Annotated in this window: 26 protein-coding genes and 1 riboswitch; of the genes, 18 read left to right on the top strand and 8 right to left on the bottom strand. The window is 39.0% G+C overall.

Annotated features, from left to right (window positions below):
• The first annotated feature begins 112 nt into the window (after positions 1 to 112).
• From IEV74_RS06815 to IEV74_RS06805, 3 genes are all read left to right on the top strand, one after another.
• Entirely contained in the window at positions 113 to 1,237 is a 1,125-nt protein-coding gene (locus IEV74_RS06815; RefSeq protein WP_188454607.1) for a tetratricopeptide repeat protein, read from the top strand.
• Between the two features lie 241 nt (positions 1,238 to 1,478).
• The gene (locus IEV74_RS06810; protein ID WP_188454606.1) at positions 1,479 to 2,474 is read left to right on the top strand and encodes an ABC transporter substrate-binding protein; all 996 of its coding nucleotides are present in this window, start codon (positions 1,479 to 1,481) and stop codon (positions 2,472 to 2,474) included.
• A 4-nt stretch (positions 2,475 to 2,478) separates the two neighbouring features.
• Complete coding sequence (locus IEV74_RS06805) at positions 2,479 to 4,503, top strand: iron ABC transporter permease (protein WP_188454605.1); 2,025 nt, start codon at positions 2,479 to 2,481, stop codon at positions 4,501 to 4,503.
• 148 nt (positions 4,504 to 4,651) lie between these two features.
• On the opposite strand, the gene IEV74_RS06800 is transcribed toward IEV74_RS06805, so the two are convergent.
• Positions 4,652 to 5,188, bottom strand: coding sequence for a YceI family protein (locus tag IEV74_RS06800; RefSeq protein ID WP_188454604.1), 537 nt, complete (start codon positions 5,186 to 5,188; stop codon positions 4,652 to 4,654).
• A gap of 214 nt (positions 5,189 to 5,402) precedes the next feature.
• Between IEV74_RS06800 and IEV74_RS06795 the strand changes: the two genes are divergently transcribed.
• The 15 genes from IEV74_RS06795 (at position 5,403) to IEV74_RS06725 (ending at position 22,481) form a co-directional block, all read left to right on the top strand.
• Positions 5,403 to 5,870, top strand: coding sequence for a DUF6884 domain-containing protein (locus IEV74_RS06795; protein ID WP_188454637.1), 468 nt, complete (start codon positions 5,403 to 5,405; stop codon positions 5,868 to 5,870).
• A gap of 2 nt (positions 5,871 to 5,872) precedes the next feature.
• Positions 5,873 to 6,199, top strand: a complete 327-nt coding sequence (locus IEV74_RS06790; protein WP_188454603.1) for a hypothetical protein — start codon at positions 5,873 to 5,875, stop codon at positions 6,197 to 6,199.
• Between the two features lie 205 nt (positions 6,200 to 6,404).
• Positions 6,405 to 6,659 carry a phage holin gene (locus tag IEV74_RS06785; protein ID WP_373284310.1) on the top strand — a complete coding sequence of 85 codons (255 nt, stop codon included), beginning with the start codon at positions 6,405 to 6,407 and terminating at the stop codon, positions 6,657 to 6,659.
• The gene (locus IEV74_RS06780; RefSeq protein WP_188454601.1) at positions 6,656 to 7,471 is read left to right on the top strand and encodes an N-acetylmuramoyl-L-alanine amidase; all 816 of its coding nucleotides are present in this window, start codon (positions 6,656 to 6,658) and stop codon (positions 7,469 to 7,471) included. The genes IEV74_RS06785 and IEV74_RS06780 overlap by 4 nt, the downstream gene beginning before the upstream one ends.
• A gap of 700 nt (positions 7,472 to 8,171) precedes the next feature.
• Positions 8,172 to 9,956: a M3 family oligoendopeptidase gene (locus IEV74_RS06775; protein WP_188454600.1), complete on the top strand. Its 1,785-nt coding sequence runs from the start codon at positions 8,172 to 8,174 to the stop codon at positions 9,954 to 9,956.
• A 72-nt stretch (positions 9,957 to 10,028) separates the two neighbouring features.
• Positions 10,029 to 10,132, top strand: a riboswitch (TPP riboswitch).
• A 120-nt stretch (positions 10,133 to 10,252) separates the two neighbouring features.
• Complete coding sequence (gene thiT, locus IEV74_RS06770) at positions 10,253 to 10,828, top strand: energy-coupled thiamine transporter ThiT (protein WP_188454599.1); 576 nt, start codon at positions 10,253 to 10,255, stop codon at positions 10,826 to 10,828.
• 360 nt (positions 10,829 to 11,188) lie between these two features.
• Positions 11,189 to 11,329 carry a hypothetical protein gene (locus IEV74_RS06765; RefSeq protein ID WP_188454598.1) on the top strand — a complete coding sequence of 47 codons (141 nt, stop codon included), beginning with the start codon at positions 11,189 to 11,191 and terminating at the stop codon, positions 11,327 to 11,329.
• Between the two features lie 204 nt (positions 11,330 to 11,533).
• Positions 11,534 to 12,952, top strand: coding sequence for a hypothetical protein (locus IEV74_RS06760; RefSeq protein ID WP_188454597.1), 1,419 nt, complete (start codon positions 11,534 to 11,536; stop codon positions 12,950 to 12,952).
• A gap of 138 nt (positions 12,953 to 13,090) precedes the next feature.
• Positions 13,091 to 14,470, top strand: a complete 1,380-nt coding sequence (locus tag IEV74_RS06755; RefSeq protein WP_188454596.1) for a Glu/Leu/Phe/Val family dehydrogenase — start codon at positions 13,091 to 13,093, stop codon at positions 14,468 to 14,470.
• 363 nt (positions 14,471 to 14,833) lie between these two features.
• The gene (gene fdhF / locus IEV74_RS06750; RefSeq protein ID WP_188454595.1) at positions 14,834 to 17,779 is read left to right on the top strand and encodes a formate dehydrogenase subunit alpha; all 2,946 of its coding nucleotides are present in this window, start codon (positions 14,834 to 14,836) and stop codon (positions 17,777 to 17,779) included.
• Positions 17,772 to 18,242 carry a helical membrane plugin domain-containing protein gene (locus tag IEV74_RS06745; RefSeq protein ID WP_188454594.1) on the top strand — a complete coding sequence of 157 codons (471 nt, stop codon included), beginning with the start codon at positions 17,772 to 17,774 and terminating at the stop codon, positions 18,240 to 18,242. The genes fdhF and IEV74_RS06745 overlap by 8 nt, the downstream gene beginning before the upstream one ends.
• 226 nt (positions 18,243 to 18,468) lie before the next feature.
• Positions 18,469 to 20,202, top strand: coding sequence for a carbon starvation CstA family protein (locus tag IEV74_RS06740; protein ID WP_188454593.1), 1,734 nt, complete (start codon positions 18,469 to 18,471; stop codon positions 20,200 to 20,202).
• Positions 20,203 to 20,280: 78 nt separating this feature from the next.
• Complete coding sequence (locus tag IEV74_RS06735; RefSeq protein ID WP_188454592.1) at positions 20,281 to 20,538, top strand: cory-CC-star protein; 258 nt, start codon at positions 20,281 to 20,283, stop codon at positions 20,536 to 20,538.
• A gap of 22 nt (positions 20,539 to 20,560) precedes the next feature.
• Entirely contained in the window at positions 20,561 to 21,493 is a 933-nt protein-coding gene (locus IEV74_RS06730; RefSeq protein ID WP_188454591.1) for an ArsA family ATPase, read from the top strand.
• A gap of 7 nt (positions 21,494 to 21,500) precedes the next feature.
• A complete protein-coding gene (locus tag IEV74_RS06725) occupies positions 21,501 to 22,481 on the top strand; it encodes a zinc-binding dehydrogenase (protein WP_188454590.1) in 981 nt (326 codons plus the stop codon).
• A 44-nt stretch (positions 22,482 to 22,525) separates the two neighbouring features.
• On the opposite strand, the gene IEV74_RS06720 is transcribed toward IEV74_RS06725, so the two are convergent.
• The 7 genes from IEV74_RS06720 to spoVAC all read right to left on the bottom strand — a co-directional run bounded on the left by IEV74_RS06720 (position 22,526) and on the right by spoVAC (position 26,736).
• On the bottom strand, positions 22,526 to 23,059 hold the full coding sequence (locus IEV74_RS06720; RefSeq protein ID WP_188454589.1) for a DUF3231 family protein: 534 nt from the start codon (positions 23,057 to 23,059) through the stop codon (positions 22,526 to 22,528).
• Between the two features lie 41 nt (positions 23,060 to 23,100).
• Positions 23,101 to 23,517: a DUF3231 family protein gene (locus IEV74_RS06715; RefSeq protein WP_188454588.1), complete on the bottom strand. Its 417-nt coding sequence runs from the start codon at positions 23,515 to 23,517 to the stop codon at positions 23,101 to 23,103.
• Between the two features lie 248 nt (positions 23,518 to 23,765).
• Positions 23,766 to 24,626, bottom strand: a complete 861-nt coding sequence (locus IEV74_RS06710) for a DUF421 domain-containing protein (protein WP_188454587.1) — start codon at positions 24,624 to 24,626, stop codon at positions 23,766 to 23,768.
• Positions 24,627 to 24,661: 35 nt separating this feature from the next.
• Entirely contained in the window at positions 24,662 to 24,865 is a 204-nt protein-coding gene (locus tag IEV74_RS06705; protein ID WP_188454586.1) for a DUF1657 domain-containing protein, read from the bottom strand.
• A gap of 28 nt (positions 24,866 to 24,893) precedes the next feature.
• Complete coding sequence (spoVAE, locus tag IEV74_RS06700) at positions 24,894 to 25,244, bottom strand: stage V sporulation protein AE (protein WP_188454585.1); 351 nt, start codon at positions 25,242 to 25,244, stop codon at positions 24,894 to 24,896.
• On the bottom strand, positions 25,241 to 26,257 hold the full coding sequence (spoVAD, locus tag IEV74_RS06695) for a stage V sporulation protein AD (RefSeq protein ID WP_188454584.1): 1,017 nt from the start codon (positions 26,255 to 26,257) through the stop codon (positions 25,241 to 25,243). The genes spoVAE and spoVAD overlap by 4 nt, the downstream gene beginning before the upstream one ends.
• Complete coding sequence (gene spoVAC, locus IEV74_RS06690; RefSeq protein ID WP_188454583.1) at positions 26,257 to 26,736, bottom strand: stage V sporulation protein AC; 480 nt, start codon at positions 26,734 to 26,736, stop codon at positions 26,257 to 26,259. The genes spoVAD and spoVAC overlap by 1 nt, the downstream gene beginning before the upstream one ends.
• Between the last annotated feature and the right edge of the window lie 2 nt (positions 26,737 to 26,738).

The following is a 26,738-nucleotide window of genomic DNA, read 5'->3' as shown; positions in this document are numbered from 1 at the left end:
CAGTGCAAATGATGGTAATTGGTTAAAATGAAAGAAAGGTTAGCATTATTTTTTAAATGGATATAAAATGAATACACGATGCAATAATAGGAAAATACTGGGGGACTGTAATATGGAAAACATGGATATTTTCAATTTTAACGAACAGGTGGAAAAGGTTTCTGATGAGGCAAATAAACATGACTTGGCAATGTTATTGGAGGAGTTTAAACGTGGCCATTATCCTAATGTACTGTCCAAATCTGCCCAATTTAGAGACAAATATAACGATAACAAAGAGTTGATAAAAGTATTGCTGCTTATGGAAGCAATTAGTCATGCTGAGATCGAAGAATATAAAGCATCGGCCGAAATAATCCAGCAATTGTATGGGGAAACAGATCCAATAAAAACTAGTGAGTTAGTAATGCTTGGTGAACTGGCATTTATGTGCGATTACAAGCTGGCGCGGAGAATCATGTCCACAGCAGTTAAACAGATGGAAGCGGTAAACGAATCTGATCGAATTAAGCTTGCTCGGGGATATTTGGTATTAGGTGAAATTGAAGAAAAACTGGAAAAGTTAGTACGAGCTATTAAGTATTATAAACAAGGTTTAACGTATTTTCAGAATGATGATAAACGCGACAAATATATGATACTTTACCTGCATTTTAAAATAGGAATGCTTTACACTGAAAAAAATGCTAAAGCAGAGGCTGTTGAATACCTGGAAAAAGCGATTGATCTTGCAGGGGATTATCCTGAAATGAAAATAAACAGCTATGTCAGTCTTGCTAAATTATATGGAAGCAATAATGACAATGAGAAAGCTTTCCCATATTTGGAACAAGCGCTTAAACTGCTGAACGATTCCACGTTAACAAATACGCTGATTCATGCAGAGACCTTAACGGAAATGGCCTTTTACTATTTCGACCAATCGAAATTAGATAGTGCCATCCCATATTATAAAAAGGCAATAACGATTTATAATCAACTTAAAGTTACATCAAGAAGGAAACTTGGAATGATTTACATGCAATATGCTTATTGCTTGGAACACAAGGAGAAGGCTGATAAACATCTTGCTGGAAAAAACTATGAAAACGCAATAGAACAGCTTGAAAAAACTAATGATCCAGAGCTGTTAGAAAATGCATTAGCAGATGTTATATCCTTTTTTGATGCTGGAAATAATACAAAGAAAAAGCGTCAATATGAAAATAAATTTGTAAAAATGACCACCGCAAACTAAATAGCCCAAATATTTGTTGACAGTATAATGACATTACGATAAAATTCTAATTGAAAATGAGAATCTTTTTCAATTAGAATTTTTTTGTTTAAGATAGGTAATGAAAGCACTGTATGTATCAGCTTAAACAATTGAACGATTCTTGACTACATATGACATCCTATGCATTACGTAAACATCGTTAAAATTTAATAATTTAATTGATGATTCCAAAAACAAAATATAAAAGGAGGAGCTAAGCATGAAGAAATATGGTTTATTTGCACTTATTGTTTGTCTGCTGCTTTTGGCTGCATGCGGCAGTGGCGAGGAAGCAAAGGATACAAAGAATGATTCCAACTCATCGGATAAAAAACGGGAGGTTACGATTGAAGATGCAATGGGAGAACAAACCATTAAAGGGACACCGAAAAAAATCGTTGTTTTGGAATGGGCGTACGCGGAAAATCTACTTGCATTGGGGATTCAGCCTGCAGGAGTAGCGGATATAGATGGCTATAATAAATGGGTTAACGTTGATAAAGAATTTGCGGAAAGTGTTGAGGATGTTGGGACACGTCAAGAACCGAACCTGGAAGCAATTTCACGATTAAATCCTGATCTGATTATTGCATTTAAAAATAGTCACGAACAAATTTTAGATAGTTTGAAAGATATTGCGCCAACTGTTACGTTTGATCCTTATAGTGATAAGGAATCAAAGGATCATTATCAAAATGTGATAAACGATTTTAAAAAACTGGCTAAAATAGTTGATAAAGAAGCGGAAGCACAGCTTGCATTGGAAGATTTGGACAGCTATATGAAAGAACAGAAACAACGTGTTACAGAAGCCGGACTTGAAGGTTCTGAATATGTTGTCACGCAAGCATATACGTCACAAAATACACCGATAATTCGATTGTTTACCGATAATTCAATTGTTTCGCAAATTATGAATGAATTAGGATTTAAGAACGCTTTTCAGCCAGATAAATTTGAAAAATATGGATTTAGTGAAGTAACTGTTGAAGCACTTCAACATTTCCAAAATGAAAATTTGCAATTTCTATATATTGTTCAAGAGGAAAATAATATCTTTGAAAATGAGCTTAAAGGAAACCCGGTTTGGGAGAATTTAAGTTTTGTAAAAGCAGGCAATACTCATCAGCTTCCAGGGGATACATGGACATTTGGTGGTGTATTGTCAGCGAAAGTATTAGCAAAACAATTTGTTGACGCAATGGTAAAAGAGTGATGATATGAGCAGTGCATTCCGAAAATCAATCGTTGCGGTTCTTACCTTTGGAGGGGGGGCCGCACTTTTGTGCATCTTATCCTTTATACATATTAATCAGGGGAGTGTCCAGATTCCCACTACTACTATTTTGGAAGCCATTTTTGCTCCCCAGGACACGTTGGCACATCATACGGTACGAGTCTTGCGTATGCCAAGAGCGCTAATGGGAATTCTTGCTGGCGGGGCATTAGCTGTTGCTGGTGTGATATTGCAAACAGTAACGAAAAATCCGCTATCTTCAGCAAGTACACTTGGCATACATTCCGGGACATATTTTGCCGTTGTGTTTAGTACGGTATTTTTTCCGGCAGCACTCTTTGGAAATGGCATAATAGTAGCATTTATTGGAGGCATCATTACATTTTTAATCGTCTTTTTACTGTCTGGCGGAAATCGTGCAACACCAGTCCGAATGGTATTGGCAGGTATGATTGTTACTTTCTTATTTTCATCGTTAACAAGTGTATTGCAAATTTTTTATGAAAATGAGACAGCGGGTTTATTTTTATGGGGATCTGGGACACTTGTGCAGAATGACTGGAGCGGTGTAATCTTTTCCTGGCCATTTATCACTGTCGGACTTTTAGTGCTTCTCACACTGTCATTTAGATTAGATACACTGTCATTAGGGGATGACGTAGCTGTTGCCCTGGGCCAAAATGTTAACATAGTAAAATTTATCTCCATTACAGCTGCGGTAATGTTAACATCTGTTACTGTCGCTGTTGTTGGACCTATTGGCTTTGTCGGACTTGTAGCACCGCATATCATTAAACTTATCGGTTATCGGAAGCATTTGCCGCTTGTTACAGCTTCGTTTATTTGGGGAGCCAATGTGTTATTATTTGCAGATATACTGGCAAGAATTATCGATCCATCTTTTTCAGAATTACCAGTAGGTGCAATTACAGCATTAATTGGTGCACCATGGCTTATTTGGCTGGTTTTGCGCATGAAAAAAGCATCATATGGAGAAGAAAATGCAGCCGTTATGGCTGGAAAGGCTTCAGCTGGAATGCCCCTGAAGATAATCGTCCCAGCTCTGATTGGGTTGATTGCAGTAACGATGTTTGTCAGTCTTGCTTCAGGAAATTATGGGTTTGAACCAATGGTAATGCTTCAGGCGCTGTTTGGTGATTCCAATGAATTTATGAAAAATTTAATTATTGATTTACGTTTGCCTCGGTCGCTAGTTGCGCTGTTAAGTGGAATGGTTTTAGCGGTCAGCGGATTAATTTTTCAAGGCGTATTGCGAAATCCATTAGCTGACCCGTCCGTAATTGGTATAACTTCTGGTGCTGGTGTAGGGGCGCTATTAACCATGCTCGTTTTTGGAGTGTCTGCAGTGTGGATCCCTGCAGGTGCAATGGTTGGGGCTATGGTTTTCTTTATTTTTGTAATGGTATTGGCCATTCGGGCAGAGTTCCAGCCTACCATTTTAGCATTGTTAGGTATTGGTGTTTCAGCGTTTGGATCAGCAATTATTCAGATACTCGTAGTTAGTGCTGATCTTAATGTCACATCTGCATTAACCTGGTTATCTGGAACCACGTATGCAAAAGGATGGACAGAGCTTTTAAACTATTTAATTTGGCCGGTAGTGATTCTATTTCCGATATTGCTTGTGCGAATGCGGGTGCTAGATACACTATCATTGGGTGATGACACAGCAAAAGGACTAGGGCTAAAAGTTATGGCTTCCAGGTTTCAATTAGCATTTCTGGCAACGTTACTTGCTGCATTTAGTGTTGCCGCAGTTGGTGCGATTGGTTTTGTCGGCTTAATTGCACCACATTTAGCAAGGCTTTTGGTTGGACCATCTAACCAACGATTGCTGCCTGTTACGATTTTAATTGGTGGAGCACTTTTAGTTCTGGCTGATTTATTAAGCAGAACCTTGCTTGCACCTAATGAAATTCCATCAGGGATATTGGTAGCAATTATAGGTGCTCCATACTTTTTGTGGCTGATGAAAAAAAGAGCATAATGAGCCAAATAGGAAATAATACTAACGCGCTAAATTTTAGATTTATTTTAAATTAAAATGCCAGGGTAGATGGATAAAGACGTACTGTTCTCTATCCAATCTAACTCTGGCATTTTTAATAGATATATTTTTCAGTGATTACACTAAATTATGCTTCTTTATGTGCTTCAATTTCAATATTAATTTTAACCTCGTCACCAACGAGTACGCCACCTGTTTCAAGAGCAGCGTTCCATGTTAGACCGAATTCCTTGCGGCTGATTTTTCCAGTTCCACTAAATCCTGCAACCTGATTTCCGCTCATAGGGTCTTTGTGCAATCCTTCCAATGTTACATTAAATGTAACTGGTTTTGTAGTATCGCGAATGGTAAAATCACCTGTTACATCATAATTACTATCAGACTTTTTGGTGATCGTTGTCGCTTTAAACGTTAAGTTAGGATGATTTTCCACATCAAAGAAATCAGCAGAACGCAAATGGTTATCACGCGCTTCATTACGTGTATCAATACTGTTTGCGTCAACCGTAAATTCAACTGTTGCCCCTTCAAGATTTTCTGGATCTGCCTCGATTACGGCTTCAAAATCGCTAAATACTCCTTTAGCTTTAGACATCATCATATGCTTGACTACAAATTCCAAAGAACTATGTGCAGCATCAACGTTCCATTTTGATTTTCCCATACGTAAATCCCTCCAAATGTAATTATTAATCAATATACTTACTTTATGTAACTAAGTATATATTCATAAATTAATGTTGTCAAGTAATCTTTTGTAATGATTTTATTATTTTTTTCCTTTCCCTAATTCATTCTCTTATAAACAATTGTGCTACAAAGAAAAAGGCAGAAATGCTATAATGATAGATAGTACAATGGAAGTTGAGGTTTTGTATGTGAAACAGCTAAGTGTTATTCCATGCGGGATTAAAAAAATTTGGGACAAACAGCCAGAATTGGGTCCGGTACCAGCGGGCGAAGCATACATAGGAACGTTCCATAGACTGTGTCAGAATTATGCAGAAATGTTTACAGATCAGTGGGTAGTTTTGTCAGCAAAGCACGGGTTTTTGTTCAAAGAGGATATTGTGGACCGCAATTATGATGTTACATTTAATCAAAAGAACAAAGAAATTATCTCCTATGATCATTTACGTGAGCAGGTAAAGGAAAAAGGACTCGCACAATTTGATGAATTAATTGTTTTGACCGGCAAAAAATACAAAATCGTTATTAATGAAAGCTTTGATGATTCGATGCCTCGGTCATTCCCGCTATTGCAATGCAAGGGAATCGGTTATATGCAGCAATTGCTAAAAAAAGCTGTAGAAGAAGGAAAACCCTTAACTAAGGAGAATTTATAATTATGAATCGTGCAATATTAATTGGAATTATTTTATTTGCATATATTATCTATATCGCATTTAAGCATAAAGAAATATGGAAGAAGTTAACGTTTATGCAAACGCTTGGGGTGCTCTTAACATTTATCTTCGTTACGGGAATTGGAGGAACTATCCTATTTTATGGTGTTCGATTTTTAATTAGTTTTACCTCTAATGAAGTGCTAAGTATTGTTATACAATTTTTTACTGCAATTATTGTTGTCATTTTCGGTGTACTTCTATTCAATACGATCGTATCCAGCATTACAAATGGAATTCTGCCAATCAAAAGGACCCCGCGGCGTTAATGTAACAATCCTGTCAGCACATTATGACAGGGTTGTTTTTTTGTGCTTGTCTACATCTCATGCCACTATCTGTGCCAAATTATTCGATAGTTTTAGTAGAGCATTTCCCCAACCTGAAATAGATGCCTATACAGTTATAAAGCCGTTCCAACAATGTAGGGAAGTGAAAATAATAATATATAGAATAGTTTAGGAGGTGGGGGTATTGGATAAAGGTACCATTATTCGAACAGCAGCACTTCTTTTTGCACTAGTTAACCAGGTTCTTGTAATTTATGGAAAATCACCGTTGCCAATTGATAGTGAAGTGGTTGAACAATTTGCGGCTTCACTTATTACAATCATCACGGCGGTAATTGCTTGGTTTAAAAACAATTATGTAACGAAGACAGGAGCGAAACAGCGAGAATTATTGCAGATAAACGGGCTTACAAAACAAAAAGGAGGGAAATCTAAGTGAAGCCAATTTTAATTATTGATCCCGGTCATGGCGGGCGGGATCCAGGGGGTGGTTCAAACAATCAATGGATTGAAAAAAATATGAATCTAACTATATCTCTCTACCAATATGAACGATATAAACAATTGGGTGTTCCTGTGGCAATAACAAGAAAAATGGATCAAACGCTCAGTCCTGATCAACGTACGAAATTGGTTCGGGAAAGTGGTGCAAGGTATTGCCATTCTAATCATATTAATTCTGGTGGAGGCGATGGCGCTGAGGTCATTCATTCCATTTTTGGCGGTAAGGAAATGGCTGAAAAAATTGCCTCGGAGTTAAGAAAAGCTGATCAAAATGTACGAAGGGTGTTTACTAGAACACTTCGAGGGGAAACAAAGCGAGATTACTACTTTATGAACCGGGAAACAGGCAGTGTTACTACAACCATAATTGAATATGGATTTGCAGATTCACGGCAGGATGATAAGCGGCAGCTAAAGGAAAATTGGAGGAAGTATGCTGAAGCAGTAGTGAAAGCATTTTGTGATTTTAATGACTATACGTATGACCTTGAAGATCATGGTGGTAAAAATGTAGAGAAACCAAAAAAACTGCATTTACCAGGTACTGCTAAGTCGTGGCGTGTTTACCCACTCAAGGTTGCGCCAGTAATTGGAAATGAAAAGGGATATTTAAACCCGGCTAAGTTTTCAGGTCTCACCTATGACATTTTAGGAAGTCCACAATCAAATGTATATGTGATTCAAACACGTGATTTTGGTAAGGTGCAAATTTATGCACATCCGAATACAGGGGCAACAATTCGTTAGGGATAACGGGGCTGGGACAAAAGTATTTTAGTCAAAGAGAAATCCGAACTATGAATTCTTATATTAGTTCGGATTATTCTTTTTGGGTATTCATCATTTTACTATGAATTGTCTGTAAACTGCGACGTAAATACTTGTGGTGATTTCGCTTCATTTTGGATACCCTTTGGTACCGCAGCCCGTATACACTACGCTTTCCGTGGGCGGCTGATGAGCCTCCGAAGCGCTGACGCACTCCGGGGTCTCACCGATGCCTCATCTCCCACAGGAGTCTCCGTGTATACGGGCTGCTAGTAAGTGCATATGCATATTTACGTGATACTTTGTTTTACATAAATAAAGGGAATTATTAAGCAAAACATCTGTGATACAAGTGTTATAATAATACCACTAACTAGAGTTGATATCTTATCATACACTTCACCAGCCCGGAGCGATTCCGGACGGCGACCCGAGAATATTACGTCGCATTTTACGTCAACTGCGTATTAAGATCCTACTGTTGAAAAGGTAACGTTCCATACATTCCATCCTGTAATCGTTCCTTTTTTAGCTAACTTTTTAGTTATGTCTCAGTCCCTTTTATGTTCTCACTATCAAAATGGGAAGCATTTTCAAAAAAATAAGCCGATTGCAATGAAAATATTCACACTTATCGGTATAATAGGATAAGTAAGAAATATTCAAAGGGAGAGATTGGATGTTAAAAACGTATGAGCCAACATGGGATTTAGATGTTATTTTTCCAGGTGGCAGTGAATCAGAAGACTTTCATACATACATTGAAACGGTAGAACATGAGGTGAATAATCTTTCTGAAAACGTGGATAACTTTATTCCGGCAAATGGAGCTGCAGAAGCTAGTAAATTAGAACATATTGTTGAACAGCTTGAACGTACAATGAAAAATTTGCGCGAGACATCTGCATTTATCAGCTGCCTAAGTGCACAGAATGTTAAAGACGAAAAGGCAAGTCTACTTGTTGGAAAAAGAAGTGAATTAAAAGCAGAAATGGATGCAGTAAAAACGAATTTAGAACAAAAGTTTGTTTCATTTGACGATACGACATGGGAAGATATGCTTAATCTCCCCAATTTAAAGGATGTATCCTATGTTCTGAATGAAAACAGGGAAAAAGCTAAGGAAAGGCTATCCGCAGATCAGGAAGTTTTAATGAATGACCTTGCTATTGATGGATATCATGCATGGAGTCAGATGTACGATACAATTGTAGGAAATATGAGCGTTAACATTGAAGAAAATGGTGATGTCAAATCGTATTCAGTTGGTCAAGCATCAAATAAATTGACCAGTCCTGATCGTTCTGTACGCAAGCACGTTTTTGAACAATTAGGAAAAGCGTGGTCAGACAATGCGAATTTATTTGGACAAACGCTGAATCATTTAGCTGGATTTCGCCTGCAAACGTATAAACACCGTAACTGGGATCAGGTACTACAAGAACCATTAGCAATAAATCGTATGAAAAAGGAAACATTGGATGCGATGTGGAATGCAATTTCTGCAAATAAACAGCCATTCGTTGCATTTTTGCAGAAAAAAGCAAATGTCTTGGGGCTGGAAAAATTAAGTATGTACGATATCGGAGCACCTTTAACACACTCTGTAAAGAAGTCGAGCTATACGGAAGGTGCTGATTTTATTGTGGATAATTTCCGTAAATTTAGTCCGAAAATGGCTGATTTTGCCCAAATGGCTTTTGAAAACAGATGGATTGAGGCAGAAGACCGTGCTGGAAAACGTCCAGGGGGATTTTGCACCAGCTTTCCGGATAGTGAACAGACACGGATTTTTATGACGTATTCTGGAACGTCATCTAATATTGCCACATTAGCCCATGAACTGGGTCATGCATATCATCAGCATGTAATGAACAATGTAAATGGGTTAAATCAAGGATATGCTATGAATGTAGCGGAAACTGCATCAACATTTGCTGAGATGATTGTAGCGGATGCTTCAGTAAAAAAGGCTCAAACGAAAGAGGAGAAATTAAATGTATTGGAAGATAAAATTCAGCGCAGTGTCGCATTTTTTATGAATATCCATGCACGGTTTCTTTTTGAACAAAGGTTTTACGAAGAGCGTAAACTGGGGCAGGTATCCGTTGATCGATTAAATGATCTGATGGTTGAAGCGCAAAAAGAGGCATATTGTGATGCGGTCCGTGATTATGATCCAAACTTTTGGGCATCGAAGCTTCATTTCCATATTACTGGTGTTCCTTTCTACAATTTCCCGTATACTTTTGGGTATTTATTTAGCTTGGGCATCTATGCACACGCACTTGAGCAGGATGATAGCTTTGAAGATAGCTATATTGCATTATTACGCGATACTGGACGTATGACGGTGGAAGAATTAGCTGAAAAACATCTGGGAGTCGATTTAACGAAGGCTGATTTCTGGGAGAATGCAATCCAACTGTGCGTAAATGATGTTGAAGAATTTTTATCCCTTTAATAAAAGCATTTTAGCGTTGCCATTGAATAACAGGTACGTTATAATGCAATTAATGAAAAAAGCATAAAATGAAAAGTCTACAGGGGGAGCCTATTGGCTGAGAGTGAACAATTGAAGTTCTTACCCTTTGAACCTGTTAGTTAATACTAGCGTAGGGATGGTAGCTTTTTTGATGGAATAAAAAGCAATGTGAGCGGATTCCCTATCAGGAAGCTTCCCCTTTGACATTGCTTTTTTTGTGTGCAAATTATTCGCGTTAGCAGATTACAAGTCTGTTAGCAGGGGAGGTAGAAATTATGAGATCTAAACGTACATTGTTTTTGATTGAGGTTGCAATTTTCGCTGCATTTGCTTATTTATTAGATATTATACCATTCTTATCCTTTAAAATATGGGCACAGGGTGGTTCTGTCTCATTTGCCATGATCCCAATTTTTATTATAGCGTTTCGCTGGGGATTAAAGGGTGGATTGTTGTCTGGATTGCTGTGGGGAATACTGCAAGTTGCAATTGGCCCGGCAAGTATATATACACCGTTACAAGGATTTATCGAATATGGGCTCGCGTTTACAGTTTTAGGGTTTGCTGGTGTATTCCAGAAACCAGTCCAGCAAGCTATAAAGGATGGAAGAGCTAAAGCAAGTACTGCATATATTATGCTAGGTGTGCTCATTGGTTCCTCATTACGTTTCATCGCACATTACACAGCGGGGATTGCGTTTTTTGCGGAGTATGCACCACCAGGGCAGTCTGTCTGGATTTATTCTTTCGTATATAATCTGTCCTACATGGCACCGTCGTTTATAATCTGTACGATTGCTGTAAGCTTTTTGTTTAATAAACAGCCTAGAACATTATTGAATGCAGCATAATAGTTAAAATACCGCTCACATAATAGGGTAGCTTCCGCATTGGTGGAGGTTACCTTTTTTAATTAGTAAAGGAAATATAAAATTTAGTGCTGTTCAGCTAGTGACATGGTAAGCCGAGTCCAGCTCCAGCGCTAAAGCCGTGATGGACTGACCGATTCCTACCGTACGATAAGGTCAACATCGACGCTTTAGCTTATCGTGTTTCCTTTATCTCCTGCGAAGGAATGTTCGGCTAAAACCGCCGCTTTGCGCGGCAACGCCGAACCACCCCGCATGGCGAGGTGCAGTCCACACGTCGCTAAACGGGCGCTTGCGCTTACGTTCTTAGTTCTTGTATACTGAAAAATAGGGGTGATTCGAATGCGGGAATTGATCGGAGAATGCCAGTCATGTGGTAAACATGTATACTGTGAAAATGGATTTTTTGACGGTGTACAATTGGATGGTGTACTGCATTGCAATGAATGTGCGGAAAATAAGGAAACGGATAAGCACAGGTAACGTGTTTATTCGTTTTTTTTATGGAGAAGCGAATTGCAGTAGAGGAGAACCGGAATATAACGGTAGAGCGTGAATATCGACCCTTGGACAGAATTCGGATGGATAAGCAGCAAAACTGCATAGTAAAAAATACCTGTTTTTTCTCACCCACTTTCACCAATGTGCATAGGCTATAGCACACGTAGGAAAGAAAGGAAGGTTAATGTGGAGCTAACGATATCACATTGGTTATATGGGTTATTTACGCTAGTTATTATTTTAACTATGATTTTCAGAAAAGGTGTTGTACTTCCAACATTACTTGGTACGTTTGTCATTGCCTGGGTGTACAACGGAAGCGTGATAGAAGGGTTCACAGCCATTTTTAACGCGAACCTTGTAGCTGCTAAAGAGCTTTTCAGTATTTTTCTCATCATTACCTTCATGATGGCTTTGCTCCATTCATTAAGAGACCTTGGAGCAGATCGAAGGATGATTCAGCCAATCCAAAAAATGATGGTCAATGGACACGTATCCTTTTTCGTACTAATCGGAATAACATATATTATTTCCTTATTCTTCTGGCCGACACCAGCAGTACCATTGATTTGTGCATTGCTAGTACCTGCAGCAGTTCGAGCTGGATTACCAGCAATGACGGCTGCTGTTGCAATTGCACTCGCGGGGCAAGGTATGGCGTTATCATCTGATTATATCGTGCAGGTTGCGCCGAGTCTTTCAGCAAAATCGGCAGGGATTGATGTGGGGATAGTAGCGGATCAAGCATTAGTGCTGTCATTAATTACAGGTGGTATAGCGATCTTAATTGCGTATTTGTTGTACCGAAAAACAATTCGGCCCAAGGATAGTCCGTTAATCGAAAAGGATCTGAAAGCTTTGCAGACGGAAACACAATCTACCAACAAACCGCATGCTATTCACTTAAAAAGATGGAGTAAACTTTTTGCTATTTTGGTACCGATAGCATTAGTTGCGGTAGTCGTTTATATGATGTATACGAAATTAGTATCCGGCAGAATGAGTGGATTTGAGGGCGGTGATGGAGCAGCATTTGTCGGTGGGGTAGCTGTTATCCTGTTGCTCTTATCAACTGTTGCATTTGGCAGACAGCATGCACTGGATTACATTAGCAACCATATTACAGATGGATTTGTATTTGCTTTTAAGGCAATGGGTCCAGTAATTCCGATTGCGGGGTTCTTCTTCTTAGGCAGCGGAGATTTTGCCGGCAGTATTTTAGGTGTTGAGGATCCTCCGGCATTATTGTTTGACCTTGTACAATCAACACAGGAATTTTTACCGCAAAGTGCTTTATTAGCTGCGTTTAGTGTGTTAATCATTGGAATCATTACTGGTTTGGATGGCTCCGGTTTTTCAGGGCTTCCACTCACTGGTGCACTTGCAGCGTCGTTAGACAATGCTGGAATCGATTCGGGTACATTAGCGGCTATTGGTCAAATGGGAGCGATTTGGACTGGTGGGGGTACGATTGTCGCCTGGTCGTCGTTAATCGCAATAGCTGGTTTCTGTGGAGTTTCAGTAATGGATCTCGTTCGGAAAAACTTTATTCCGGTAATTGTAGGGCTAATCGCGTCTACATTATTGGCGATATTAATTTTTTAACCTGGACGTTTATGAAGGATCTCAGATTTGTAACGTTAAGCTTGCCGCAGCTATAGCATGATATTTGTTTGGTTCTCGACTAATCTTTTGTTAAACTTAAAATATACAATATTTTCTAACTAATGGAGGTTGTCGTTTATGGCAAGCAATACAAGTACTATTGTACAGGAATCATTGAATGCACTATTTGATGATCAGACATTTTTACCAGATTTGCAGGATGAAACGAGAAATAAAGCATTTACATCATTGGTTTCCATCCTTTCAACACCAAATCATGTTAATAAATCTTTCTTGCGAATTGCATTGGAGAATGGTAAAGTTGTTCGGATTCCTGCATTTCGGGTTCAGCATAATGATACGATGGGTCCGTATAAGGGGGGAATTCGTTTTCATGAATCTGTAAATGAGGATGAAATAATTAACCTCGCTTCATTGATGACATTAAAAAATGCGCTGCATGATGTACCATTTGGTGGCGGAAAAGGCGGGGTAGTGATCAATCCGCGTGAATACAGCATGAAGGAATTGCATCTGATTTGTACAAAATATGTGCAGTATTTCAGTGATGTTATTGGTACAGATAAAGACATTCCAGCCCCAGATGTCGGTACTGGTGCAAGGGAAATGGACTGGATGATGGCGGAATTCAAAAGTATTCATCCCGGTATGAGATATCGTGGAAGTTTTACCGGTAAAAGTGTTGAGAACGGGGGTTCACTTGGAAGACGCGAAGCAACTGGAAAAGGGGTATATTATACATTCCGGTACATGCTTCATGACTTTTTAAAAGATCAGCGTAAGTGGCTTGAAGAACGTGATAATATTTTTGCTAAAACGGCACTAAACCATGCTGATAAGTCATTAACAATAGCGATACAGGGGTTCGGCAATGTTGGATCCGTTGCCGCATTGGAAGCCTATCACTGCAAATATTTGAATAATAAAGTTATTGCCGTCAGTGATCGCCATGTTACTTTATACAATTCTGACGGTCTCGATATACCTGGACTTGTGGCATATACAGAAAAAAATAACGGAGATCTTCCAACGAGTGAAGACGAACTTGCACATGCCGATGTTAAAGCAACAATAATGAATCGCGATGATGTTCTCGATTTAGATGTTAATGTTCTTGTTTTAGCAGCATTAGAGGATCAAATTCATAAAGAGAATATGCAGGACATTAAAGCGCGAATTATCGTTGAGGGAGCGAATGCACCGGTCACAGCAGAAGCGGATAAATTTCTGAGTGATAACGGTGTCATAATAATTCCCGATATCTTGGCAAATGCTGGCGGGGTTATCGTTTCTTATTTCGAATGGCTGCAAGGGAGAGATACACAATTTCTAAGTGAGGATGAAATATTCAAGCGTCAATTTGCAAAGATGAAGCATACATTTGATACGGTATTGCCACAGTTCTTCGGTGATCCATTCCCACTGAGACAAAATTGCTTTATCTATGCAGTGATGAAGCTGTCAACGATTCTTTATCGGCAGGGAAAATTATATTAATGATATGTTAAAAAGATATTCTCATATATAAGGGAATGTCTTTTTTTGTTTCTGGGAAACTATAAAATTAGAATGCTGTGGATAACTAAACTATCGCATCGGTCGCTTCCGCTTTTGTTCTTTTGGCTGCAAGTACGAAATGCGGCTAGACATGATGCCAAACCACAAGTAGCACTTTCGTCGCATTTATTGAAACTTCAGGCTTAATAAGCATCAACATTTACTTTAATTACTAACAAACTATAAATATTTATGGATGGCTGTGAATATACATGGTTTTATATGGTGGCAGCTAGGGTAATTGATAATTGTATATACCTGAAAGCGTTTTTAGCTGAAAATATAGATAGGGAGGAGAAGAAATTGCAGGAACATATCATCGTAATTATTAATGGTGAAGAATATTTAGCTGACCCGGGGCAAAATTTACTTAACTTAATAAATACAACGGAAGAATTTGTACCGCAAATCTGCTATAACGAATCCCTTGGACCGGTGCAGACTTGTGATACGTGTATGGTTGAAGTGAACGGTGAGATCGTGCGGGCGTGCGGTACTACAGTCAATTCCAGTATAGAAGTGAATACAACAATTGATACAGCTTATGAGGCACAAAAAGAAGCGCTAGATACTATTTTAGAAAATCATGAATTATATTGCACGGTCTGTGATTATAACAATGGAACATGCGAAATACATAATACAGTAGCTGAATTTGGATTAGAACACCAATCTAGACCATTTAAACCAAAGCAGTATGAGGCTGATAATTCAGGATCCTTTTACCGTTATGACCCAGATCAATGCATTCTTTGCGGACGTTGTGTAGAAGTGTGTCAGGACGTACAGGTTAATGAAACGCTGCTGATCGACTGGGAACGGGAGCAGCCACGTGTCGTATGGGATGGTGATGTGCCGATTGACCAATCATCCTGTGTAAGCTGTGGTCAGTGTGTTACGGTTTGTCCTTGTAATGCGTTAATGGAGACTTCTATGGTCGGTGAGGCCGGATTTATGACAGATCATAAGCCAGGATTATTGCGTTCAATGATTGATTTAACAAAAAAAGCTGAACCTGGATACGGTCCTTTGTTTGCAATTTCTGATACAGAGGCTGCGATGCGCGAGGAAAGAATTGAAAAAACGAAAACAGTTTGCACCTATTGTGGTGTGGGGTGTACGTTTGACGTTTGGACAAAAGACCGCAAAATTTTAAAGGTAGAACCCCAGAAAGATTCACCTGCAAATGGAATTTCTTCTTGTATTAAAGGGAAATTCGGTTGGGATTACGTGAATTCTGAAGAACGAATTACCAAACCGCTAATTCGTAAAGATGGCCATTTTACTGAAGTGGAATGGGATGAGGCGCTTGCTTACGTAGCAAAACGTTTTGATGAAATAAAAGCTGAGCACGGTCCGGATGCACTTGGATTTATATCCTCGTCAAAAGCAACAAACGAAGAATCATATTTAATGCAAAAGCTTGCCCGGCAGGTAATTGGTACGAATAATATAGATAATTGTTCACGATATTGTCAGGCGCCGGCAACAAAAGGTCTTTTCCGCACGGTTGGTCATGGTGGTGATTCCGGTTCTATTGATGATATTGCTGAGGCAGAGCTGGTGATTACAATTGGATCGAATACGGCAGAATCACACCCGGTTTTAGCCTCCAGAATTAAGCGTTCACAAAAGCTGTTTGGCCAAAAACTATTCGTGTTCGATTTAAGAAAGCATGAAATGGCACAGCGGGCTGATCGATTTTTGCAGCCGAAAAGCGGAACAGATCTTGTATGGCTCCAAGCAATTTCCAAATACATTATCGATCAAGGCTGGGAAAAACGCGAATTTATTACTAAATGGGTTAATGACTTTGCTGCTTATAAAGAAAGTTTAGCTAAATTTACAATGGATTATGCGGAAAAATTAACCGGTATCCCACAAAAAACGTTAAAGGAAATTGCAAAAGAGATTGTTGCTGCAGATAAATTAGCCATTTGCTGGGCAATGGGTGTTACACAGCACCAGCTCGGCAGTGATACAAGTACAGCAATTTCGAATCTTTTGCTCATAACTGGTAATTACATGCGAAATGGTACAGGAGCATATCCATTGCGAGGTCATAACAATGTTCAAGGATGCAGTGACTTTGGAAGCATGCCTGATTTTTTACCCGGATATGAGAAAGTTTCAGATGATGCAGCACGAAATCGCTATAAGAAGGCGTGGAAGAAGGAATTGCCAACTGACCCCGGTAAGGATAACCATGAAATGATGCACGCAATTCATGATGGTGAATTGCGGTCATTATATGTTTTGGGAGAAGATACTGGGGTAGTTGATTCGAATATTAACTATGTAACTGCTGCATTTGAGAAACTTGATTTTTTCGTTGTGCAGGATTTATTTTTAACAAAAACCGCAGAATATGCTGATGTTATTTTACCAGCAGTTCCAAGTCTGGAAAAGGAAGGAACATTTACAAACACGGAGCGCCGTATTCAGCGATTGTATCAAGCACTCGATCCAGTCGGAGAATCAAAAGCCGATTGGAAAATTATAATGGAAATTGCAAATGAAATGGGTTATGACTGGAATTACCTGCATCCATCCGAAATTATGGCGGAATCGGCTAGTCTGGCTCCATTATTTGCTGGAGTAAAATATGAACTGTTGACAAATTATAACAGTTTGCAATGGCCGGTAGCAGCTGATGGAACGGATTCACCATTGTTATATGTCGATGGGTTTCCTTTCGCCGACAACAAGGCAAAACTTTATCCGTTAGATTTTGAACTGCCATATGATACGAGTGAAGAATACGATTTACATGTAAACAACGGCAGATTACTGGAACATTTTCATGAAGGGAACATGACATATAAGTCCCCTGGTATTTCAAGAAAAACACCACAAGCATTTATTGAGGTTTCGCCAGAATTAGCTGATGAACGCGGAATACAGGAAGGTGCAGAGATCCGATTAACCTCAAAAGCTGGTTATGTAACTGGGATCGTTCACATTACAGACCGTGTTAGTGGCAAAGAACTGTATCTGCCATTAAATGATAATGGGAAAACAGCCGTAAATTATTTAACGGATAATCGAGTAGATAAGGATAGCAACACACCTGCATACAAAGAGATTGCTGTTAAAATGGAGGTTTTAAAGAAAAAAGGAAAAAGCCCATTGCCGCCAACCAATCACCGGCGCGGAAATCCGCAATCGCAAATCGGGGTAAATGTTGAGCGGAAATGGAAGCGAGATGAATATACTTTTCCAGGAAGCAAGGTGAAGCATAATGGCTAATCCAATTACAAAAATTAAACGGAAGGAAGTCCCAAAAGAGGTTGTTTACGAACAAAATCTTAGGGTAGTTTCGGAGGCATTAAGTGAAAATAAAGATGCAATTTTAAAAGGGATCGATTTACTCGCAACAATAAATAGAAATGGCACACTCGATATGATGAATGCATTTGTAAAGCATAAAGAGGATGCACTGGAAAACGTCATGCAAGAATTAAATAAACCGCAATATTCCGAAACCCTTGAAAATTTAAGTAAATTATTTATGTATCTCGGTCAGTTGGAAATGGATGAACTTCAATATTTTACCGAAAAGCTAAATAGGGGCATGGAAGAAGCAAAGCAGTCAGATGGTACCGGGAAAACATCTTATATGAGTCTGATAAAGGCATTAAAAGACCCAGAGATTAATCGAAGCGTGACCATGCTGCTGAAATTTTTGCGTGGTATGGGTAGAGAATACTAGGCAGAGAGCTGCACTCAAAAGGTGCGGCTCTTTATTTTATTATGAAGAACAGGAACATCGGCAGAAAAGCCAGAATATCGTGAGGAGAGCCGGAATATCGGCAGAAAAGCCAGAATATATAAAACCACGTGAGTCCTAATCCCAAAAATAAGTTGTACTAAATCAAAACTACATCACATAGCCTTTAATAGGGTAAGTCCTAACTAAATTTAGGGGAGGTAGAGTGATGAATGGTATATTGCTTGCAATAATCGGAATGCTGGTTTTTGCTTTGGGTTATCGATATTATTCAAAATTTGTTGCAGAGAAAATATTTCGATTGGATCCCAACTATGTTACACCAGCACACCAGTATAAAGACGGCGTTGATTTTGTCCCAACGAATCGGTTTGTATTGTGGGGTCACCATTTTACATCAGTTGCGGGGGCAGCGCCGATTGTTGGACCTGCAATAGCTGTTTATTGGGGTTGGCTGCCTGCGTTTATATGGGTGGTTCTAGGAACAGTCTTTGCTGCTGGTGTACATGATTTTGGTACGCTTGTATTATCCGTTCGCAATAAAGGGCAGTCTGTTGGAACGCTTGCTAATAAGTTAATTGGACAGCGGGCTAAGATTTTGTTTTTATTCATTATTCTTATTCTAGTGTTGATGGTGAATGCCGTGTTTGCTTGGGTTATTGCAAATCTATTTGTTTCATTCCCAGCTAGTGTAGTACCAGTATTTATTCAAATTCCGTTAGCAGTATGGATTGGATTTGCCGTCTATAAACGGAAACAGAATATGCTTATCCCATCATTGATTGCATTAGCTGTTATGTATTTGACAGCGGTAATAGCAAGTAAAGTTGATTTTCTGCAAATTGATTTGGTTCAATACATGGGTGGAGAAAATGGTGCAGGGTTATTTGGCTTGGGTGCTGTTTCAACAGCATTTTTCATTTGGATCATTATATTAATGGTGTACGTGTATATTGCCTCAACATTACCTGTATGGAAATTGTTGCAGCCGCGTGATTTTATCAATTCACATCAGCTTGTTGTTGGATTAGGAATTCTATATTTGGGATTATTATTCACCAACCCTGAGATTACTGCTCCTGTGACTAATTTGGATACCGACATTTCATGGTTCCCGCTGTTGTTCATTACAATTGCATGTGGTGCGATATCAGGATTCCATGGACTTGTTTCATCGGGAACTTCTTCAAAACAATTAAATAAAGAAACAGATGCACGATTTGTTGGTTATTTAGGTGCAGTTGGTGAAGGTGCATTGGCATTAATTGCGATTATTGCAGCTGTTACATTTTTCGGAAGTGCGGATGAATTTTTAGCAACATATAGTAGTTTTGCTGCTGCTGGCGGGGCCGGATTAAATGTGTTTGTTGAGGGGGCAAGCAAGCTGGCAACGGGTTTACTTATTCCACCTGATGTTGCTGCCACACTTGTGTCCGTTATTATCGTAAGTTTTGCAGCAACTACATTGGATACATCTGTAAGACTTATGCGCTACATTATCGCTGAGCTGGGTGTTGAGTATAAGATGCCAGTTTTGGCAAAACCACATGTGGCTACAACTGTTGCGGTAGTATCTAGTGCTGCTCTTGTATTATTGCCACAAGGCCCAAAAGGCTTTGGTTCAGGTGGGTATCTGCTTTGGCCATTATTTGGTACCGCCAATCAACTGTTGGCAGGAATCAGTTTACTGCTGATTGCAATTTGGCTTAAACGGTTGGGCAGAAATTATGCAGTTGTCTTGATACCAATGATTTTCTTAATGTTTATGACACTTTATGCCATGTTTCAGCAAGTATTGTTTGAATGGTCATGGTTCGGTTCAAATTCCAATACGCTTTTATTCGTATTCGGCGCGATCATCTTTGTGTTTGCAGTCTGGATCATTCTGACTGCTTTCACTGCATTGACTAGTAAGTTGGATAAAAATATCGAAGTGAAATAGATATGTTTCCACACAAAGGGATCATTTTTTCAGTGATCCCTTTCATACATCATCTGATGATTAGGCGGAGGTGAGATTTTGCTAGATAAGTTGAAAACACTTGTACAATTTTACGAAGAAGTTCTGAACATGCCACACCGTCAGGAAATTGCCAGAAAACTAAGGGATGAGGATGATTTATTTTTATTATTGCTTTATTCGGAAATGATTGGTATCCCAAACCCAGTTTACTATTACACATTAGAGCTATATCCTTACATGATTGAAAAATTCCATGACTGGCACCTGCGTATGGGAATGGACAAATCACCAATGACAGGAATCAGATGCTGCTAAATTCATGAAAGGAGCTTAAATGATGCAGGAATTGACAAACAAAATCGTTTTCGTAGGTGGAAAAGGTGGAGTTGGTAAATCAACAGCCTCTGCAGCCATTGCCTGGGAACAATCGATTAATGGCCATCGCACATTACTTGTCTCAACCGATCCGGCACATAACTTAGGAGATATTTTTAACCAAAGAATTGGTGGAAAGATAACAAATCTATCAAAATATCTCTCAGCGTTAGAAATAGACCCCGAGATTGAAACAGCCAATTACATAAGCGGAGTCAAGGAAAATATTAAAGGTGTTGTACATTCTGGCATGATCAATGAGGTTCACCGGCAATTAGATACGGCTAAAATGTCACCTGGTGCTGATGAAGCGGCATTATTTGATAAACTCATTTCAGTCATATTAGAAGAACGGGATCATTTTGATACGATCGTTTTTGATACAGCACCGACGGGACATACCATTCGGCTGTTGACATTACCAGAATTAATGGGTGTTTGGATTGAAGGGTTATTGGAAAAACGCAGGAAAACAAACGAAAATTATACACAGCTTTTAAATGACGGGGAGCCGATAGAGGATCCAATTTATGATGTTTTAAAAGAACGGCAGGAACGTTTTGCGAAGGCAAGAGAGATTTTATTGGATCCACATAAGACAAGCTTTGTATTTGTGTTAAATCCGGAACGACTTCCTATTCTGGAAACGAATAAGGCGATTCAATTACTTGATAAATACCACCTGCATGTGAAATCATTAATTGTAAATAAAGTATTGCCTGAGGATGCTGATGGTGATTTCATCATTAAAAGAAGAGAACACGAAAAGCAATACCTCGACATGATAGAAAAGACATTTGAAAAGCAGCGGCTGGTATATGTACCGTTATTTGCAAATGATATTACATGTAAGCAGGAATTAGAAGAATTCAGTATCTATTTTCAGGAAGGATGACACAAGTATGAAAGCTTTTGTTCACGATCGTGGAAGATTAAAAGTATCAACAATTAGCAATCCAGAAGCGGGGGATGGTGAGGTAATTGTAGCTTTGAGGGCAGCTGGTTTAAACCATCGTGACCTATTTATCCCTAATCGCAGGAGTGATGAGGCGGATGCACTTGTGATTGGATCAGATGGTGCAGGTGTAATTGAAAGCGTTGGTAATGGTGTGAATAATGTAGCTATCGGTGATGAAGTGATTATTAACCCAGGGCTTCGCTGGTATGAAAACAGTGTAGCACCACCGAAGGAATTCGATATTTTGGGAATGCCGGATAATGGTACAATCGCTGAGAAAATAGTACTTTCGGCAGAACAGGTTGAAAAAAAGCCAGCATATTTAAGCTGGGATGAGGCTGGGGTTCTTGCATTATCTGCATTAACAGGTTATCGGGCAATGTTTACGAAGGGAGAATTGCGCAAGGGGGAAACGGTATTTATCCCTGGTGCGGGCAGTGGGGTTGCGACATATTTGATTTCATTTGCAAAACATGCGGGTGCACGTGTGATTGTTACCTCCAGAAGTCAAGCAAAAAGGAACAAAGCACTACAATTAGGTGCGGATATAGCACTTGAATCAAACAGTGATTGGAAGGAAGAGCTAAAAGATGAAACGGTTGATTTGGTGATCGAGAGCGTTGGCCGGGCTACATTTAAGAAGTCTTTAGCTATCCTAAAAAAAGGTGGCAGAATGGTTACTTTTGGATCATCAACTGAGGATACTGTTGAGCTAAATTTGCGCGAATTCTTTTACGGACAATATCAATTATTTGGCACCACGATGGGATCAAGAGAAGAACTTCGGGAAATGCTGAAGTTTATTGAAAAGCATAGCATTCATCCAGTAGTAGACAGTACGTATACTTTAGAGCAAGCTAATGCGGCAATGGATCATCTTGAACAGGGAAAGCAATTTGGGAAGGTTGCTATTAGGATAGGGTAATGTTTTATGTAGGCTCTCGCCGTATTAGAGAGCCTATTTCTAAGTTAATATTTCTTATTCGCTGATTGAGGGGGCTGCTCCATCCATCCATTTTTAATCAATAGCTTATGACCCTCGTTCCCATATTTCATAATTTCAGCTATAAATTTTGAATAATGAATACTTAAATCCTTTCTAATTGAAACAGATAGAGCATTGCTGAGTGTAGAAATCCCTACCTGATTGGTTGCCGTCATAAAAAACATTACTAATCGATTAGAAAATGGTGGAGTTGTAGAATCCGTAACCTCCATCGTGATTGGAAATGCTTGAGGTTCGTTACTGTTTTTTAATATGTTATTAAATGTTGTTATTTGTTTTTCACTTAACTTTTTACCTTTCTTTAAAAATTCCTTCACTTCATTATCCTTTGTAACTTGAACGAAACCGGTTAATAAAATTTGCCCAATTGCATTTCGTTCAATAGCAAAAAATAACTCCGCAAGCTCAATCGCGTTTAGTGGCCTGCTTTCACCGAACCACGTATCCAGTAACGTTTGCTGTTGTTGAACAAATAGCACATCTTCTGGATATGCCATCTTTGGCGGACGATCATAGATACCTTTTTTTAACATAAGCTCTATGGATTTTTATAAATACGAATGGAAGAATAAAGGCCATCTTCCATAAAATTCAGAATATCCTCGCGCGCCACTTTGCCAAGCATAGTTCCATAAAAGATATTCATCATTCTACTTTCCCGATAAACAAAGCTTAACGCGTATAAATCGGTAAATAGGGCTGGTGCAGTGAAATCTACATCGTCATCTGAAAATGCTTTTGGGATTGGAAAGTTTTCTTCTGTGAAAATATCTTCCATGTATTGAATCAGCCTGTCATTTATTAATTGAGCCTCTTCAATTATTGGTTTAATGGCCTGATCTGTTAAATGAATAAGGAAATGCTTATAAAAACAGTTAGTAGATGAACACTCATTATAGGCCGTCCATAGTGCACCTATTTCAGCAGAAGTTAATTTAATGTTTTTGTTTGCCATTTTTGACTACCCCTTATGTATTTTTTATTAGGGTTTATCTAATGGATTGACTTTATTCCTAATTTAACTTTTTAGTCTCAACAGACAAGTCCATCCCCTTCACCGTCTAGTCTGTGAGGATAACGCCGACGAGCGCCCAATCAAGCTGAAAACCAAGAGAACGGTCACTCATAATAAAACACTATTTTAACAAACAGCCTGGAATTAAAATAACCCCTTCAGTTAAATGGAAACCGAAGAGGTAGTAATTATGATTTTAAGTAAGGGGATATAAGATTAATTGCATTCGCTAATTTCTGGCTGTTTATTTGGTACACTTGCTTCGCGTGCGTGTTCTCTGTAGCCAGTGCAAACAACTCTAAATCTGCTTGGCATTTTTTCAAAGAGGCAAGCAACAGGGGTTTTTCCGACGGACTCGGTACAGCAATTTTATCATCGTATAAGTCAACAGTTAACTGACCATCACTGTCTGCTTGACCCAAAAAAACATTTTCAATACTTACATCCATTTTATCTAGTTCTGTTTCCAGCCAATTTGTGTTCAGAGAAAGATTTGCCAACGGTTCAAGCATAACTTTCCCATCCATAATAACTGCCTGCGGTTCTTTTTCTGGGGCAGGTGTCATACCGATTATTTTTGGAGTCAATGGCTGGTTCTCTTTTTTGGGGAGTACATTTAATGTTCCCGATGGTTCAAGTATCGCAAATTCAACATCAGCAGTGCGAAAAACGTTTTTATCACGTAATTTCTCGAGTAAATCGTCAGTTGAGTAACGCTCTTTTTTTAAATTGTCTTCCATAATTTTGCCGTCCTGAATAAGTATGGTGCTTTTACCTTGTGTGATATTGCGAAATGTTTTGTTTTTTAACGAAACTTGTTCAACTGCAAATGGGATTACAAACCAGACTCCTGCTGCTATTAATCCATGAAAAACACTGCCATCTAAATCCGTTGCAACAAATGCAACAATACTTCCGATAACAATACCTGTAATGTATTCGAAAACATTCATTTCTGATAATTGTTTTTTTCCAAGCCATTTTGTTAGGAAAAACAGTACAATTAATGAGCCTATGGAACGTAACAATATATTTAACCATTCTGGCATCGTCTTCACATATCCTTTCAAAAAACAAGGTCAAATCAACTTTTATACTGCGGTTCTTCCTTACTGAGTCGAATTACTTGTTTTTGTAAATCATCCTTCACTTCTGAAACAATTTTCTGGACATCGCTAAATGCATCTCTTGCCTGATCGCTTTGCGTTTTATTAGCTAAAATACCTAATGTTGCATCAGCGCTTTTTAATGAAGAAAAACATGCTTTAACCTGTGATCCAACAGTCATTACAACTCGTCCTTTCGTGGAAAATGAATTACCCTTTTGGCTTAAATAGAAGTGCACCAAGCATACCGAAAATGATTGCTGCTGAAATACCTGAGCTGGTCACTTCAAACATACCGGTTATGACACCAACTAGACCATGTTTTTCAGCTTCTGCCATTGCTCCGTGAACGAGCGAGTTACCGAAACTGGTTATTGGTACAGTAGCTCCAGCACCAGCGAAATCAATAAGTGGTTCATATAGGCCGAATCCGTCTAAAATGGCTCCAACAACAACAAGAATACTTAAAGTGTGTCCGGGGGTTAATTTGAATACATCAAACATGATTTGTCCAATTACACAAATAATGCCTCCGATCACAAATGCCCAAAAGAATATCATGATAGATCACTTCCTGATTCAATAGAAACTGCATGTGCAATACATGGTATGGGATCTTTTTGCTGAACGCTCAAGGTTGAATGCAGTGCACCTGTTGCTACTACAAGTATACGGCTGATTTCCCCTTGCTTCATTAAATTTAAAAAATGCCCATAGGTGACCACAGCAGAGCATGCCGAGCCACTTGCGCCTGCAAGTACAGGCTGACCTTCGCGGTAAATTGTTAGACCGCAATCCACATACCTTTCTGCAGAAACTTGTAATCCCGCTTTATTTAACATGTCCAATGAAACTTCTCTTCCGATGTGGCCAAGATCACCTGTAATAATTAAATCGTAATAAGAGGGGTCAATATCCCTCTCTTTAAAGTGGGCTGAAATTGTATCAGCAGCTGCCGGGGCCATTGCACCACCCATATTAAACGGATCTGTCATTCCCATATCAACAACCTTGCCAATTGTTGCTGAAGTTATTTTAGGTCCATTACCTTCCTTAGCAACTAAGGCAGCTCCTGCACCAGTCACAGTCCATTGTGCTGTTGGGGGTTTTTGGCCACCATATTCGGTCGGATAACGGAATTGCTTCTCAACAGCAGCATTATGGCTGGAACTGCCGCTTAATATATAATCTGCACCATTTCCGTTAATTAGAAATGCCGATAACGCTAGGCTTTCCATTGATGTTGCACATGCACTGAATAGCCCGAAGTAGGGGACACCCATGGTTTTAGCGGTGAAGCTTGTCGGGGTAATCTGGTTGATTAAGTCCCCGCTAATAAAAAACTGAACTTGCTCTTTTTCAATTGGACTATTTTTTACAGCGAACTGGCAAGCTTCCTCCATCATGGTTTGCTGTGCCTTTTCAAATGATGCTTGCTTTAGCCACATATCATCATGAAGCAGGTCAAAATCATTCGGAATATTTCCATTAGCTTCAAATGGACCACCTACAGTACCAGTAGATAAGATGGTCGGTTTATTTTCAAAAACCCAGGTACGATGTCCAACTAGCATTACAACCCACCCCATTGAATTAATATGGTTTTTATCAGGGCAACGATAAATGCAGAGAATACGCCAAATACGATAACAGATCCAGCTAATTTAAAAATATTTCCACCTACACCAAGAACAAATCCTTCTGTCCGGTGTTCGATTGCAGCGGAAATAACGGCATTGCCAAATCCTGTAACTGGAACTGCAGAACCTGCACCGGCAAATTGTCCTATTCGATCATAAATGCCAAATCCTGTTAACAGCATTGTGATAAAAATGAGTGTGGCTGTTGTTGGGTTTCCAGCGGTTTGTTCAGTGAAATCAAAGAAATAAATGTACGCCGTTGCTATTAATTGGCCGATAAAGCAGATAAACCCACCTACAAGAAACGCTTTTATACAATTTTTAAGTAATGGCCGTTTAACTTCTCTTTGCTCTTGAAATGCTTGGTATTCTTGAGCTGATGGAGGTAAATTTTTTTTCTTTTTATCTGCCATTA

The organism is Virgibacillus oceani (assembly GCF_014638995.1).
GTDB classification, from domain to species: domain Bacteria; phylum Bacillota; class Bacilli; order Bacillales; family Amphibacillaceae; genus Virgibacillus_E; species Virgibacillus_E oceani.
The sequence above is the reverse complement of the archived record's forward strand: the minus strand, read 5'-3'. Positions and strand labels throughout refer to the sequence as shown.